Source organism: Pseudomonas fluorescens, assembly GCF_003732425.1.
In the GTDB taxonomy this organism is placed as follows: Bacteria; Pseudomonadota; Gammaproteobacteria; order Pseudomonadales; family Pseudomonadaceae; genus Aquipseudomonas; species Aquipseudomonas fluorescens_BE.
This window is the reverse complement of sequence record NZ_MOBX01000014.1, coordinates 982,204-997,617: the sequence shown is the minus strand read 5'-3', so window position 1 is coordinate 997,617 and position 15,414 is coordinate 982,204. Positions and strand designations below refer to the sequence as shown.

At 57.0% G+C, this 15,414-nt stretch carries 15 protein-coding genes; 4 read left to right on the top strand and 11 right to left on the bottom strand.

Annotation, left to right across the window (positions count from 1 at the left end):
- Nucleotides 1–3: 3 nt before the first annotated feature.
- The 9 genes from ccmI to ccmA form a co-directional block, all read right to left on the bottom strand.
- A complete protein-coding gene (ccmI, locus tag BK670_RS21785; RefSeq protein WP_123452767.1) occupies nucleotides 4–1,206 on the bottom strand; it encodes a c-type cytochrome biogenesis protein CcmI in 1,203 nt (400 codons plus the stop codon).
- Entirely contained in the window at nucleotides 1,203–1,673 is a 471-nt protein-coding gene (locus BK670_RS21780; protein ID WP_123452765.1) for a cytochrome c-type biogenesis protein, read from the bottom strand. Before BK670_RS21780 ends, ccmI begins: the two co-directional genes overlap by 4 nt.
- Nucleotides 1,670–2,206: a DsbE family thiol:disulfide interchange protein gene (locus BK670_RS21775; RefSeq protein ID WP_007919961.1), complete on the bottom strand. Its 537-nt coding sequence runs from the start codon at nucleotides 2,204–2,206 to the stop codon at nucleotides 1,670–1,672. Before BK670_RS21775 ends, BK670_RS21780 begins: the two co-directional genes overlap by 4 nt.
- Nucleotides 2,203–4,191, bottom strand: a complete 1,989-nt coding sequence (locus tag BK670_RS21770; RefSeq protein ID WP_123452763.1) for a heme lyase CcmF/NrfE family subunit — start codon at nucleotides 4,189–4,191, stop codon at nucleotides 2,203–2,205. Before BK670_RS21770 ends, BK670_RS21775 begins: the two co-directional genes overlap by 4 nt.
- 3 nt (nucleotides 4,192–4,194) lie before the next feature.
- The gene (ccmE, locus tag BK670_RS21765) at nucleotides 4,195–4,650 is read right to left on the bottom strand and encodes a cytochrome c maturation protein CcmE (protein WP_123452761.1); all 456 of its coding nucleotides are present in this window, start codon (nucleotides 4,648–4,650) and stop codon (nucleotides 4,195–4,197) included.
- Nucleotides 4,647–4,823, bottom strand: coding sequence for a heme exporter protein CcmD (gene ccmD / locus BK670_RS21760; protein WP_003222944.1), 177 nt, complete (start codon nucleotides 4,821–4,823; stop codon nucleotides 4,647–4,649). Before ccmD ends, ccmE begins: the two co-directional genes overlap by 4 nt.
- Entirely contained in the window at nucleotides 4,820–5,575 is a 756-nt protein-coding gene (locus BK670_RS21755) for a heme ABC transporter permease (RefSeq protein ID WP_123452759.1), read from the bottom strand. Before BK670_RS21755 ends, ccmD begins: the two co-directional genes overlap by 4 nt.
- A gap of 78 nt (nucleotides 5,576–5,653) precedes the next feature.
- The gene (gene ccmB / locus BK670_RS21750) at nucleotides 5,654–6,322 is read right to left on the bottom strand and encodes a heme exporter protein CcmB (protein ID WP_007919970.1); all 669 of its coding nucleotides are present in this window, start codon (nucleotides 6,320–6,322) and stop codon (nucleotides 5,654–5,656) included.
- Entirely contained in the window at nucleotides 6,319–6,954 is a 636-nt protein-coding gene (ccmA, locus tag BK670_RS21745) for a cytochrome c biogenesis heme-transporting ATPase CcmA (protein ID WP_095114135.1), read from the bottom strand. Before ccmA ends, ccmB begins: the two co-directional genes overlap by 4 nt.
- A 197-nt stretch (nucleotides 6,955–7,151) precedes the next feature.
- Here ccmA and fliK point away from each other — a divergent pair, with 197 nt between their 5' ends.
- The 4 genes from fliK (at nucleotide 7,152) to BK670_RS21725 (ending at nucleotide 11,717) form a co-directional block, all read left to right on the top strand.
- On the top strand, nucleotides 7,152–8,726 hold the full coding sequence (gene fliK / locus BK670_RS21740) for a flagellar hook-length control protein FliK (RefSeq protein WP_123452757.1): 1,575 nt from the start codon (nucleotides 7,152–7,154) through the stop codon (nucleotides 8,724–8,726).
- Complete coding sequence (locus BK670_RS21735; protein WP_123452755.1) at nucleotides 8,723–9,052, top strand: EscU/YscU/HrcU family type III secretion system export apparatus switch protein; 330 nt, start codon at nucleotides 8,723–8,725, stop codon at nucleotides 9,050–9,052. The genes fliK and BK670_RS21735 overlap by 4 nt, the downstream gene beginning before the upstream one ends.
- 231 nt (nucleotides 9,053–9,283) lie before the next feature.
- Nucleotides 9,284–11,008 (top strand): hypothetical protein, encoded by a 1,725-nt coding sequence (locus BK670_RS21730; RefSeq protein WP_123452753.1) that lies wholly within the window; start codon nucleotides 9,284–9,286, stop codon nucleotides 11,006–11,008.
- Nucleotides 11,009–11,072: 64 nt separating this feature from the next.
- Entirely contained in the window at nucleotides 11,073–11,717 is a 645-nt protein-coding gene (locus BK670_RS21725; protein ID WP_123452751.1) for a hypothetical protein, read from the top strand.
- Nucleotides 11,718–11,928: 211 nt separating this feature from the next.
- Here BK670_RS21725 and BK670_RS21720 read toward each other — a convergent pair whose 3' ends face one another.
- A complete protein-coding gene (locus tag BK670_RS21720) occupies nucleotides 11,929–13,536 on the bottom strand; it encodes a hypothetical protein (RefSeq protein ID WP_123452749.1) in 1,608 nt (535 codons plus the stop codon).
- Between the two features lie 149 nt (nucleotides 13,537–13,685).
- Nucleotides 13,686–15,323 carry a hypothetical protein gene (locus BK670_RS21715; protein WP_123452855.1) on the bottom strand — a complete coding sequence of 546 codons (1,638 nt, stop codon included), beginning with the start codon at nucleotides 15,321–15,323 and terminating at the stop codon, nucleotides 13,686–13,688.
- Nucleotides 15,324–15,414: the final 91 nt, after the last annotated feature.

The following is a 15,414-nucleotide window of genomic DNA, read 5'->3' as shown; positions in this document are numbered from 1 at the left end:
CGGCTATTTGTCCGGGCTGTCGATGGTCAGTTTTTGTAGCGCAGTGGTGCTGCTGGCCAGAGGGCCGCTGCGACCGACCCACTCGCCGGCGGTCGGTTGGCCGGCGCGGGAGATGCGCGCAACCAGTTGGACTTCAGGGAAGTTCGACAGTTTCAACTGCGGCATCATTGCGTCGGCATCGCCCAGTTCAACGGTCACCGGCAGATCGGCCACGGTCAGGCGTTTGGCGGCCAGCGGTGCCGGCGGGCCGGACGTGGCGCGGGCAAAGATGAACACGCTGTCGCCCGGTTGCACTTTGCTTCTCAGGTCGCTGGCCAGATCGACGCTAACTTTCAACAGCGCGGCTTTCGCGGCTACCGGTGCCTGAGCGACCTTGCCACCGCTGGCTTCCAGTCGCTCGGCGGCGCGTGTGATCCCGCCTTGCAGCGCGGCGCGGGAGTTGTCGTCCGGCGGCAATTGCGCCAGCAAGCGGTTCCAGTAATCGATGGCCTCCTGATAACGCTCGCCTTCAAACGCGGCGATGCCGAGCAAACCAAGGCTGGTGACTTCTTTCGGATCAGCCTTGAGCGCTTCGTCGGTCAGCGCCTGAATCTTCGTAGACCACTTTTTGCCGTCAGCAAAGTACTGCGCCTGTGCCCACTGGCCGAGCAGTTCCGGTTGACGACCGGCCAGGTTGGCAGCGCGCTCGAACATCTTCGCCGCGTCCGCCGGGCGCTCTTGCGCCATATAGGTACGGCCGAGGAAATACAGGCCTTCCGCAGAATCCGGTTGCGCCGCGACGGCACGCTCCAGACGCTGGGTCATCTCTTCCATCGACTGCGGCGCCTGGGCGAATTCGCGGGTCAGTTCAACCTTGTCGGCAGCGCCGAAATGCAGATACAGACCCAAGCCCAACACCGGCACCAGCACAGCGGCCAACAGCGGCAATGGTTTGCCCAGTCGGGAAACCCGTGGCGCGGCAACACCTTCGGTATCCGCCAGCAGCTCACGCGCAGCCTCGGCGCGGCCGCTGTCCATTTGCGCGGCGTCGAGCACGCCTTCAGCCTGTTGCGACTGCAACTCGGCGACACGCTCCTGATACAGCGCAACGTTCAGGGCAGTACGATCCTCTTCACGCTGGGCGCGACGCTCACGCAGTACCGGGATCAGCAGAAAACTCAGGGCGACCAGAAGCAACAGCCCTGCGGCAAGCCAGAAATCAATCATTCTTGGTTTTTATCCAACAGTTGGTCGAGGCGCTGACGCTCTTCGCTGGACAGCGCTTGCGGAGTCTCGGCGCGCTGGCCGCGACGACGGCGGACAATCACCGCGATCACCACGCAACCACCGAGCAACAGACCGGCCGGGCCGAACCACAGCAATGCCGTTTTGGCATTGAGCGCCGGTTTGTAGCGGACGAAATCACCGTAGCGATCCACCATGAAGTCGATGATCTGCTGGTTGTCCTTGCCCTCGCCGAGCATGCGGAAAATCTCTTTGCGCAGGTCAGCGGCAATCGGTGCGTTGGAGTCGGCGATGTCCTGGTTCTGGCACTTGGGGCAGCGCAGTTCCTTGGTCAGTTCGCGGAAGCGCTCGCGATCACCTTCTTTGGCGAACTCATACGTATCGATGGCGGCATGGGCGACACCGACCAGACTCAAGCCCAGAACCACGGCAGCGAGAAAGCGCTTCATGGCTTGGCCTCATCGACCAGCGCCTGATACTTGGCCGCGAGTTTTTCGCGCCAGACCTGCTCGTCGATCACACCGACGTACTTGTCGCGGATGATGCCCTTGGCGTCGATGAAAAAGGTTTCCGGCGCGCCGTACACGCCGAGGTTCAGACCCAGCGAGCCTTCGTCGTCACGGATGTCCAGCGCATACGGATTGTGGAATTCGGCCAGCCACTTCAACGCGTCGGCGTTGGTGTCCTTGTAGTTGATGCCGTAGATCACCACGCCGCGCTCGGCGAGTTTGTTCAGCACCGGATGCTCGACCCGGCAGGAAATGCACCAGGTGCCCCAGACGTTGACCAGCGCCGGTTTGCCAAGGATGTCAGCCTTGGTCAGGCTCTTGTCGCCCTGCACGTTTGGCAACGAAAACTCCGGGAACGGTTTGTTGATCATCGCCGACGGCAGCTCCGCCGGATCGAGGTACAGACCGCGATACAGAAACACCGCCACCAGCAGGAAAATCGCCAGAGGCACCAGCATCAACCAACGTCTCATGCAGCCGCTCCTGTCATGCCCAGCGCTTCACGCACCTTGGCTTTCACCTTGACCCGATACCGTCGATCCAGCGCCGCCAGCAAGCCACCGACACCTGTGAGCAAACCGCCGAACCAGATCCAGCGCACGAACGGTTTGACGTGTACGCGCACCGCCCAGGCGCCGTTGTCCAGCGGTTCGCCGAGGGCAACGTAGAGGTCACGGGTGAAACCGGCGTCGATGCCGGCTTCGGTCATCATCGAGTTCTGCACGGTGTACAGGCGTTTTTCCGGGTGCAGCACACTGATTTCCTTGCCGTCGCGGATCACGCGAATGGTGCCTTTGTCAGAGGTGAAGTTCGGCCCTTCGAAGTGCTTGGCGCCTTCGAAGATGAAGTGATAACCGGCCAGGTCCATCGACTCTCCCGGCGCCAGACGCAGATCGCGTTCGGCACTGTTCTGGCTCGACAACACAACGCCCAAAGCGCAGACGGCGATGCCGAGGTGGGCGACCTGCATGCCCCAGTAGCTGCGGGTCAGGGTCGGCAGGCCTTTGATCAGGCCTTTGTGGCGGGTCTTGTCGACGATATCGCGCACACCGGCGAGCAATACCCACGCGGCGAGCAGGAAGGTCGCGATCACCGCCCAGTTGAAATCGCCGTAAGCGACACCAGCGACCACGGCCAGCGCAACGCTGCCGAGCAGCACTGGCGTCAGCATGTTGGCCAGCCACTTCACCGGAGTGTCCTTCCAGCGCACGATCACACCGATCGCCATCACCACCATCAGCAACGCCATCAACGGAATGAACAGCGCGTTGAAGTACGGCGGGCCAACCGACAGTTTGGCGCCGCTGATGGCATCGAGAATCAGCGGATACAACGTGCCGAGCAGAATCATCGAAGCGGCCACGACCAGTACCAGGTTGTTGCCCAGCAGCAGAGTTTCCCGCGACCACAGGTTGAAGCCGACCTGACTCTTGACCACTGGCGCGCGCAGGGCGAACAGCGTCAGCGAGCCGCCGACCACAAACAACAGGAAGATCAGGATGAACACGCCGCGCTCAGGATCGGAGGCAAACGCGTGCACCGAAGTCAGCACGCCGGAACGTACCAGGAAGGTGCCGAGCAGGCTCAGGGAGAACGCGGCAATCGCCAGCAACACCGTCCAGCTCTTGAACACGCCACGTTTTTCGGTGACCGCCAGCGAGTGGATCAGCGCAGTGCCGACCAGCCAAGGCATGAAGGAGGCGTTTTCCACCGGATCCCAGAACCACCAGCCGCCCCAGCCGAGTTCGTAATAGGCCCACCACGAACCGAGGGTGATGCCGATGCCGAGGAAGGCCCAGGCGACGATGGTCCACGGACGCGACCAGCGCGCCCACGCCGCATCAAGGCGACCGCCCATCAACGCCGCGATGGCGAAGGCGAACGCCACCGAAAAACCGACGTAGCCCATGTACAGCATCGGCGGGTGAACGATCAGGCCGATGTCTTGCAACAGTGGATTGAGGTCAGCGCCATTGCTGGGCATTTGCGGCAAGATGCGTTTGAACGGGTTGGACGTGAGGATCAGGAACAGCAGAAAACCGGTGCTGATCATGCCCATCACCGCCAGGACCCGCGCCAGCATCACTTGCGGCAACTGGCGCGAAAATACCGACACCGCGAAAGTCCAACCGCCGAGGATCAGTGCCCACAGCAACAACGAACCTTCGTGGGCGCCCCACACGGCGCTGAATTTGTAATACCACGGCAACGCGGTGTTGGAGTTGTTGGCGACATAGGCGACGGAGAAGTCATCGGTCATGAAGGCGTAAGTCAGAATGCCGAACGCGAACAGCAGAAACGCAAACTGCCCCCACGCGGCCGGCTGGGCCAGACTCATCCAGAAACGGTCGCCGCGCCAGGCACCGACCAATGGCACCACGGCCTGCACCAGGGCGAAACACAACGCCAGAATCATCGCCAGATGACCGAGCTCAGGAATAAAAATTGCCGATGTCATCGATCAACCCTCCTTCGCAGGCGTTGGTGCCGATTGACCGCTGTCTTTCAAGGCTTTGGTCACTTCCGGCGGCATGTACTTCTCGTCGTGCTTGGCCAGCACTTCATCGGCCACCACCACGCCCTCGGCGTTGATCTTGCCCAAGGCTACGATGCCCTGCCCTTCACGGAACAAATCCGGGAGGATGCCGCGATAGGTGATGGTCACGGATTTGTTGAAGTCGGTGACAACGAATTTGACGTCGAGCGAATCCGGCGAGCGTTGCAGCGAACCCTTCTCGACCATGCCACCGGCGCGGATGCGCGTGTCTTGCGGCGCTTCGCCGTTGGCAATCTGGGTCGGCGTGTAGAACAGATTGATGTTCTGCTGCAGGGCGCTGAGCGCCAGGCCGACGGCAGCGCCGACCCCGACCAGAATGGCCAGAATGATGATCAGACGTTTCTTGCGCAGCGGATTCACTTGCCGTTCTCCCGGCGCAGACGACGCGCCTCTTGTTGCAGATAGCGCTTGCGGGCCGCGATCGGCGCCACCACGTTGAGGATCAGCACCGCCAGACAGATGCCGTAGGCCGACCAGACATACAGGCCATGATGGCCCATGGCGAGGAAGTCGCCGAATGAAGCAAAACTCATCGAGCGGCCTCCAGACTGTGCTGCACTTCTTCTTTCACCCAACTGGCGCGGGCCTCACGCTTGAGCACTTCGAGGCGCATGCGCAACAGCAGCACGGTGCCAAAGAAACAGTAGAAGCCCAATACCGTCAGCAGCAGCGGTAGCCACATTTCCGCCGGCATCGCCGGTTTTTCCGTGAGGGTGAAGGTCGCGCCCTGGTGCAGGGTGTTCCACCACTCCACCGAGTATTTGATGATCGGGATGTTGATCACGCCAACAATGGCCAGCACGGCGCAGGCCTTGGCGGCGCTGTCGCGGTTGCTGATGGCGTTGCCCAGCGCGATCACGCCGAAATACAGGAACAGCAGAATCAGCATCGAGGTCAGGCGCGCGTCCCACACCCACCATGAACCCCAGGTCGGTTTGCCCCAGATCGCCCCAGTGACGAGCGCCACGGCGGTCATCCACGCGCCGATCGGTGCGGCGCATTGCAGGGCGACATCGGCCAGTTTCATCTTCCACACCAGCCCGACCACACCGCACACCGCCAGCATCACGTAGATCGACTGAGCGAGCATCGCGGCAGGTACGTGGATGTAGATGATGCGAAAGCTGTTGCCTTGCTGATAGTCCGGCGGCGCGAAGGCCAGGCCCCAAACGACGCCGACGCCAATCAGCAGCAACGCTGCGATGCTCAGCCAAGGCAAGAACTTGCTGCTGATGCCGTAGAACCACTTGGGCGAGCCGAGCTTGTGAAACCAGGTCCAGTTCATACTGTTTCCATCACGGATGCCGCTCATCGGTGTGAGCAGTCTCAGGGTCTTTGCTGGTTAAATTTTAACCAGACCTCATTATTCGCCGACGCTGATCTTCAGGCCAGCAGCTATTGCAAACGGTGTCAGGGTGATCGCCAGGGCGGTCAGGCTACCAAGCCACAGCAGATACCCGGTCGCCGGCATGCCTTGCAACGCGGCCTGCAAGGCGCCACTGCCAAGGATCAACACCGGGATGTACAACGGCAGAATCAGCAGCGCCAGCAATAGGCCGCCACGTTTCAAACCGACCGTCAGTGCCGCGCCCACCGCGCCGAGCAGGCTCAGCACCGGTGTTCCCAGCAGCAACGAAAGCAGCAAAACCGGCAGACAGGCGGCAGGCAAACCGAGCATCAACGCCAGCAGCGGTGAGAGCAAAACCAGTGCCAGACCGGAGAAGAGCCAGTGTGCCAGCACCTTGGCCAAGACCAGAAGTGGCAGCGGGTGCGACGAAAGGACCCACTGTTCCAGGGATCCGTCTTCGAAATCACTGCGGAAAAGCCCGTCCAGCGAGAGCAGGACCGACAACAGCGCCGCCACCCAGACTAACCCGGGGGACAGGTTTTGCAACACTTGAGTTTCCGGGCCGACGGCCAGCGGGAACAAAGCGATGACGATGGCGAAAAAAATCAGCGGATTGGCCAGTTCCGCCGGGCGGCGAAACAGCAGTCGGGATTCACGGGCAACCAGCAGGCCGAACACACTCATACTGCCCAGTTCCCCAGATCGATGTCGCGATAACCGGCCGGCATCCGGCTCAGCGTGTGGTGCGTGGTCAACACCACCAGACCACCGCGTTCGCAGTGCCCGGCCAAATGTTCTTCGAGCTGCGCCACGCCCTGCTTGTCCAGTGCGGTGAACGGCTCATCGAGAATCCACAGCGGCGGGCTGTCCAGATACAAGCGCGCCAGCGCTACGCGGCGTTGCTGACCGGCGGACAGGCTGTGGCAGGGAACATCTTCGAATCCGCGCAATCCTACGGCTGCCAGCGCTTGCCAGATGGCCTCGCGTTCGGCGGGATGATGCAGGGCGCAGAGCCACGACAGATTCTCTTCCGGGGTCAGTAAATCCTTGATCCCGGCGGCGTGGCCGATCCACAGCAGGTTGCGTGCGAGTTCGCTGCGTTGTTCGCTCAGCGGCTGACCATTAAGCAGAACCTGCCCGGCAGTCGGCTGCATCAACCCGGATAGCAAACGTAACAAACTGGTTTTACCGCTGCCGTTGGGGCCACTGATCTGCACCATATCGCCACTGGCCAGTCTCAATTCGAGATTTTCGAAGAGCAGCCTGAGATCACGTTCACACGCGAGGGCAACGGTTTGCAGGACAGGACTGGTCAAGGGATCACGGGCCTTATACGGTTCAAGTCGGCTCTGGCGCGGCCGTTAAAGAGATGCAGCATAGATGCATTGACGGCTCGACCTAGAGAGCTGGGTCAAACAATTGCTATGTTTTTTGAACGAAGCGCAAGACGGGCGGCATTATACATGCCGTGCCTTACTCTCAAGAGTGCATTTTCCTCAGGTTGTGTCCGCGTATGACAGGCGAAATGAACATCCTCCCGCTCCCGCCCACCACCCCGGCGACCGTTCGCCCGCAGGTCGGTGAGCTGCTCAAGCTGCTGACCCCGGTTGAAGGCCTGATTGGCGCCGGGCAAAGCGCCAAGGCCGAGGTGTTGTCGCTCAAGCAAGCGGACCAGACCTTTCAGTTATTGCTCAAAGTGACGCTGGACAGCGGCCGTCAGACCACCGTGCAAGCGACCAGCAATCTGCCGTTGCCCCAAGGCACCAGTCTGGCGATCACTCAGCCCTCGGCGGGCAACCTGGCGATTACCGTGCAGCAGGCGATTGCCAGCAGCGTCGCCGCCCTCACCCGCATCGACACTGCGCAACTGCCGGTCGGCACGCTACTGCAAGGCAAGGTGCTGACCTCGCAGGCACTGCCGCAGACGCCGGGGCAAGCGGCAGTGTTCCGCTCCTTGGTCAGCCTGCTCAACACCGCACAAAGCGGCAGCACACTGACCATCGACAGCCCCCAGCCGCTGCGCATCGGCACTTTGCTGTCGGCGTTGGTGGAAGACGCACAAACCCTGAAATTCCTGCCAATGAGCAGCCGCCAGGAACAACTGGCCGTGAGTCAGCAACTGCTCGGCCAGCAAAGTCGCCAGGCCTCTCTGACGGGGTTGCTGAACGCGTTGCAAAATCTGCCGAGCGATAGCGATCAGACATCGCAGGATTTGCGTGCCGTGGTCGACAAACTGCTCGCCAGCCTGCCGGACGTGCAACAACTGAGCACCGCCAAAGGCGTGGCACTGGCGCTGGCCAACAGCGGCGCGTTCCTCGAAGCCAAACTGCTGACCGGACAAACCCCGACGCTGGCCCCGGACATGAAGGCCGATCTGCTCAAGCTGATCGCACAACTGACTCCGGGCCTGCCGAGCAGCACCAGTTTCAACGCGATCATCGCCGCCAACACCCTGGCGCAAGCGCTGCCGAGTTTCGTCCGCAATGCTCTCGGCATGCTTGGCCAGGTCAGCGCCAAACCTGTACCAAGCAGCTTTCCGCTGCCCGAGCGTTTGCTGCAGAGTCTGGAAGGCGAAGGCGATCTGGAACAGTTGCTGCGTCTCGCCGCCGCCGCCGTTTCGCGCCTGCAAAGCCATCAACTGTCGAGCCTGGAGCAGACCGGCGTCACCGACGACGGGCGCCTGCTCAGCACCTGGCAACTGGAAATCCCCATGCGCAACCTGCAGGACATTGTGCCGTTGCAGGTCAAGTTTCAGCGTGAAGAAGCGCCGGAGCGCGAACCGCAGCCGAACGAACGTCGCGATGAGCGCGAGCCCAAGCAACACCTGTGGCGCGTTGATCTGGCGTTCGACATGGAGCCGCTCGGGCCGCTGCAGATTCAGGCGCAACTGATCGCCGGCAGCCTGTCCAGCCAACTGTGGGCCGAACGCCCGTACACTGCGGACCTGATCGAAAATAACTTGTTTGCCCTGCGCCAGCGCCTGCTCGATCGCGGGCTCAACGTCGGCGATATCGACTGCCACCTCGGCACCCCGCCGCAAGGCAACCAAACCCGTCTCGAACACCGCTGGGTCGACGAAACCGCATGAACGATTCCACTGCCCCACGCCAGGCCATTGCCCTCAAATACGACGGCAACCACGCCCCGACCCTCACCGCCAAGGGCGACGAAGAGCTGGCCGAAGAAATCCTGCGCATTGCTCGCGATTGCGAAGTGCCGATTTACGAGAACGCCGAGCTGGTGCGCTTGCTGGCACGCATGGAGCTGGGCGACAGCATTCCCGAAGAGCTGTATCGCACGATCGCCGAGATCATCGCGTTTGCGTGGAATCTGAAGGGGAAATTCCCCGAGGGGCAGGACCCGAATGCGCCGATGGTCGAGAAGGACGTCACTGATCGCGGCGACGATTATTAATTAAGCCTGAAACGCAAAAGCTCGCAGCCTTCGGCAGCGCCTCCATCGGAATTCGCGTTTCGCTGTAGGCGCTGCCGAAGGCTGCGAGCTTTTAATGAAAGGGGATGGGCTTGTCGCCGTTCGGCGCAACTGTCAGATCTGACAGTTGCGCGGAGTTTCGCTGTGGCTGTCAGATAGGCGCACAGCGTCAATCGTTTCGATTTCGGCGCGACTTAGATCAGGAGCGATCCGATGACCCCGACCTCGAATGCGGATGATCCTATCGCAGATAGCAATTCGTCAGCTCTGTACCCACCATTCATTCCAAATCTCATCAGCCCCATAGAGGGCAGCGAGGGGTATCACGGTGGCATCGGTGCAGAAGCACTAAATGCCGACCTGCTCATTATCGTTGACCCCTGGATCGACAGTGATTATGGCCACCGATGCGAGCTTTTCTGGGATGACGACGTTAACCCCATTGGTACGGAGGTTATTGATACAGCAAAAGAATTGAACGCCCCGCTGCGCTTCAATGTACCGGCAAGCCAGATACTCAATGGCGCTGCATTCCCGGTGTTCTACCGCGTAACACGCAATAGCGGGAACAAATCCGATTCGTTCAAACTGAACATTTTGATCAAGCGCACGCTGCCGGGAGGGGTACTCGACAATCCTGAACCCCTCGGTCATCCCGGACTGCGTTATACCTTTACCCCGGATATCAAGGATGGCATCGACAGTGAAATGGCAAAGCAAGGCATTGCCATGCGTATCGAGCCCTATCAGAACATCACCGTGTTCGACCGCATCATCGCGCGATGGGGTGATACAGAACAGGTTTCCTACTATCCCGTCACGCCTGAGCAAATCAGTGATCCGCAAAACCATCCGATCCTGATCCTGTTCGATGAACAACTGATCAAGCGCGCGGGGGACGGCAAGCATTCGATCACCTACCAGGTGATCGACCGCTGTGGAAACCGTCCGCACCCTCACGCGCAGTGGGCAATCCCCACGGAAGTCAGCGTGAACGTCAATCGCATACCGGCACCGACCGTGACAGGCGAACAAGGCGGTGTGCTGGATCCTGCCTACGCGACGAATATCCAGGTTGTCGCTTCAGGAATCGGACTGGTCGCTGGCGACCGTGTCCGTGCCAACTGGTTGGGCCGGGAAGAACGCGAAACAGAGGAAAAAACTTATTCGGGAAGTGGACCGCTGACATTTCCGGTTCCGCTCAGTTGGGCTAATGAAAGTGACCAGAGCACCGTCAGCATTACCCTGCGCGTACAGCGTACAGGAGGAAACCCCACCTCCGACGCCAAGCTCTTGATCATCAAAACCACGATTAATCTCAAGCCGCCCAAGGTTCTGGAGGCTTACGGTGAGCTGGGCGATCACTTGAGAATGTCCGATATCTATGAGGCCAGGTTCGTGACCGTCCAGGTTCAGCAATATGTGGGGATGGCGATCGGGCAAACCATTCGAGTCCGTTGGGCATCGGCGCGATATCTCCATGATAGTGCGATCATCCCGGTAACGGCTGTCGGCGCAATGAATGTCACCGTTCCACGGATGGAGGTCGTGGACTCCATTGGCAGTACCGTTCCCGTCACCTTCACCGTTCGTACCTACCCCAACGGACCTCTGCATCGATCTGACCCATTAAGGCTGGTTGTCGATGCTCAGGCATTTGTCCTGCCGCCCCCACGACTCACCGAGGACAAGTCCACAGTCACCGTTCGATATCCGGCAATGGCTGACGCTCACGAGGCGCGTGTGCGTCTGGGCGGGGTTGTTACTCGCCGGACAGCATGGAAAGACATGAAAACAGGCGTCACCGCGGATTTTCCAATCCCGCCAGAGTGGATAGCTGAAAACCGAGGGAAAACCGTGTTGATCAATTACAGCGTCAATCGACGTGGCGTTGATGAGCAAAGCCAGTTCTCTCAAGTATTAAGAGTGGAACTGTAATTCAATGAATACCACTCACTGAAAACACCCAAAACCAGTCACCTTTTAAAATGGATGAAACAACATGAACGCAACCGTTAATACACTTAACCTTGTCCCGCCAAAAGTGCCCAAAGCATACGGAGTTGAGGGTAACCGCTTAAACATCAACGACATTTACCGGGATAAGTATGTCGAAGTCCAGACAGACTATATCGGCATGTTGAAAGGCCACGCCGTACGCGTGCGCTGGGTGACCAGAAACCATGTGTATGACAGCGAAATACTGACAGTTGAAACTCCAGGGCCTTTGATCTTCAGGATTCCGCGCCTTGAAGTGATTGACGCCATTGGGGGAATTGCCACCGTCAATTACAGTGTTCGTCCTAAACCGAACGAACCGCTTCTTATCTCCAAATCGCTGACATTAAATGTCGACCAACAAATGTTCGACCTCAGTGAACCGAGACTGTCTGCCGACCGAAAAAACGTCACAGTCAAGTTCTTGAACATGACTCCCGGATATACCGTCAGGGTCAGATGGCACGGCGTGATAGTGCGTGATACTGAAACTCAACCGATTCAGAACACCTCCTCGATGACCTTTAATATTCCAACAGCATGGATAACAGAAAACGCTGGAAAAACGGTACTGATCAACTACAGCGTTCACCGCTCAGGCTCTAATGACAACCTGATGTTTTCCCGATTGCTACGTATCACACTCTAAAATTGATGGCAGTATAGAAAGGCACAGAGTACAGATCGACTGTACTCTGTGCTTTTATCATTCCGGTATCAGAACGACCGCACCCAGCGTGTCGGCGCAAACGACAACCTGATGTTTTCGGAACTACTGCGTATCACATCGCAAACTGGATTACCTCCTAAAAAGTCAAATAGCCCCATACGAGGCCATTTGTCTTATAGCGCGAAATAAATCAAGGACCTGAACTCGATACATCCTGATCATCTTCGTGATAGCTAAAATTGAAAACTTTATCGCCAATCGTCAATCGAATGACCGGCAAGTAGTTTCCCGTCTGCTCAAAATAGTCCCTTTGCATGTATTGAGCCCCAACCAGTCCTGCCGGCGAATCGACGTAGAAAAATGCTTCAAGGGGGAGTTGCTCTGGAATACTCACAGGCCACGCCGCGAGTATTACTTCATTCGGAAAATTCAGATCTGCTGGATGATCAAAATTATCTCTAGCTTTGAGAAAAATCGAAAACTGCCCAGTTTCTGGTCCCAACGAACATTGATGCCCCTGCCTGTTACTGTGCGAATGATAATGCGCCTTCCATTTGGCCAGGGTATCAACCCCCATTTCCATACAGGAGTCACCCTCGCCAGGAAAGAAGTCATGATGTCCGCAGGACAGATATCGTCGGTCGGTTGCACCATCAAATGGAAACGAACACCTTACCGGCGTTGGATAAGCATCGGCCTTTGCTGCCATATCAAGACTCTTGAATATGAAGCCCGTCACTTGACCTCCATAGAGACGAGCCATTGTTAAATCCTGACGCAGGTATGAAAAAGCCACTCCATTACGAGCAATCGAAGTCGGGCTCGGGTCCCACGCGTGATAATTGGTTGTGGCCTTGGTCACTCTAGCCAAGAGGCCGTTGCAAAAATATGCACTCTTGCCAGCACAGGTTTCAGAGACATTTGCATATCGCGCATTAAATTGTTCTGCCACTACTTGGCCGTAAATTTGATCTGAATCGGAAATACTGAACACATTCTTGTCGGACGCCGTGAGATCAAGCCTGACAACGGGCACATAAATCGAAGTCGCCAAATAATACTCACGCTGAAACTTCTGAGCATCCACCAACTTGGCAGGCTTCAATGCATCGTAAAAAACCGCTTCCACTGGAAGCCTCTCAGGCTTGCTTTCATCCCAAGTTTGAACCAGAACTTCAGTAGGCTTGGCCGTCCACACAGCACCCAAAAGTGTGTGCGCTTCAAGACTGGCCTTGAATTGTGCGGCGACAACCGTGCTCAGCGAACACTGATTTTTTGGCAGCGAGCTGTGTTCCTGAAAGTTTTTCAGCCACGCTGCAGCAGTAACGGGAGAGCCCCATAATTTTGCACAATTGGCAAGATCGGCGTCGGCTTGTGCAGCTTTGGGTGCAAACCCACAACCGTGATCAGCGCGGACATCGAGTGATTCGGTTGGAAAGGGAAAAATACATCGCAGGGTCAGCGCTTTCCCTGCTGCCAATGCAGAGGTCTGATCCTTCAGGATAAACCCGCTACTTCTGCCGCTGTTTAATGATCTGCTACCTACATCAGCACGAATATAAGTAAAGGCGACAGAACCGAGCTTAGTTGCTTGCGACCCATAATCCCAAAACTTGAAGAAGGTGCTGTAATCCACACCCCGCAAGAGCACGCCGGAACAGTAATACGCTGGTGCTCCGTTCGAACACTGGGCGACATTACTCTGATATTTTGCGTTCAGATCAGTTATCAATACCTGACCAGACATGGCATTGACAGACGAAGCAAAAAAAATCGCCAACAACGTCAGATACTTCATACTTATGCTCCATTTTTTCTGTTTAAAGGAGAGCAAACCGGGAGCACTAACATTACCGAGGACTTACAACCTCGATATATGTCACCGCGCTATTAGATGTACTACTTCGACTTAACTGAAATGATCAACGACTTCAATCCAGCCAAAAATCAATCAGCCGCCAGAACACGACCAGAGGTATCCACAGCTTGATCCTGACTAAAATAATTGAACGCAGTGGCCGGTCCATTTCCCAAGACAAGCCGAATGACGGGCACGATATCGCCGACCGTATTGTAATAATCCTTCTGCATGTACTTTGCGCCTTCCAGACCCACAGCTCGCCCGGGTGCAGTGACATAAACAAATGCCTCGATGGGAAGATCTCGTCTCCCTTTTGGCCAGACTGCCACAACGACCTCGTTATAGTTAATTCGATCAGACGGGTGCTGAAATGCATTGCGCGCCTGTAGACTTATCGTGAATTGGTCTTTATCCGGAGTAAAACTGCATTGACTCAGGTACCTCTGACTCGTCCGGTGAAAGTGGCTCACCCATTTTGCAAGGGTTGTCACACCTTCTTCCGGACAAGATCGACTAGAGTCAGGATACCAACTATGCGCGCCGCAACCTTTATTCGACCGGTTAGGATATATCGCACCATCGGACGGATAGGTACACAGTATCGCAACGGGATAATAAGCATTCTTCTCAACAGCATTCTGATCTTTAAAAACAAACCCTTGGGTTTCACCGCTAAATAGACGAGCTACGCCCAAATCCGTGCGTAAATATGAAAACGAAACGCTCCCGGAAGTCTCGGACGACGGACTGGGATCCCAGGCATGGTATTTTTCCGATGCCCCGGTCGTTCTGACCAGTATTCCGCTGCAATAGTAAGCCGCCTTGCCACCACAATCATTCGAAGTACTCGAATATCGAGCATTCAATCGCTCCGCAACCACCTGACCATAGACCTGATCTGTCGCTGAAAAACTGAAGATTTCCTTATTGGCGGCCGTCAGATTCATCCTGATAACAGGAACGTACAGAGAGGTCGCAGCATAGTATTCCCGCTGAAATTTTTGCGCATCTGCCAGCTTGGCGGGAACCGTCGCGTCGTAGAACACCGCTTCTACGGGAATTTTTTCAGGCTTGCTCTCGTCCCACGTCTGTACCAGGACTTCCATGGGTTTGGCTGTCCAAGTGGCATCTACCAGCTTATGCGCCTCAAGACTGGCCTTGAATTGCGCGGCGACAACCGTGCTGAGCGAACATTGATTCTGGGGAAGCGACTGATGTTCCTTGAAGTTCTTCAGCCATGCAGCGGCAGTAACGGGAGAGCCCCATAACTTTGCACAGTTGGCAAGATCAGGATCCACCTGCATATTCTTGGGCGCAAACCCACAACCGTGATCAGCCCTTATATCCAGCGACTCTGTCGGAAACGGAAAAATACATCGCAGGTTCAAGACCTTTCCCGCTACCAGTGCGGAGGTCTGATCCTTCAAAATGAAACCACTTTTCCTGTTGCTGTTCAGTGTCGTACTACCGACATCAGATCGAATATAGGTAAATGCAACCGAGCCCAGTTTCGTCGCCTGTGACCCGTAATCCCAAAACTTGAAAGACGTGCTGTAGTCCACCGCCCGCAAGAGAACACCAGAACAATAGTACGCGGGTGCTCCATTCGAACACTGCGCGACATTGCTTTGATATTTCGTATTCAAGTCCGTCACTAAGGCCTGACCGGACATGGCATTGGCAGCGGCGGAGAAAACGAAAGTCAGGAACAGTAAGAATTTCATATTCATACCCTGGATGAAGTTGATTTCATCTCGAGTATGTGAAGAGCCGAAGATTGTTATCTACTGTCAGAACTGACAGTCCCGACCAACG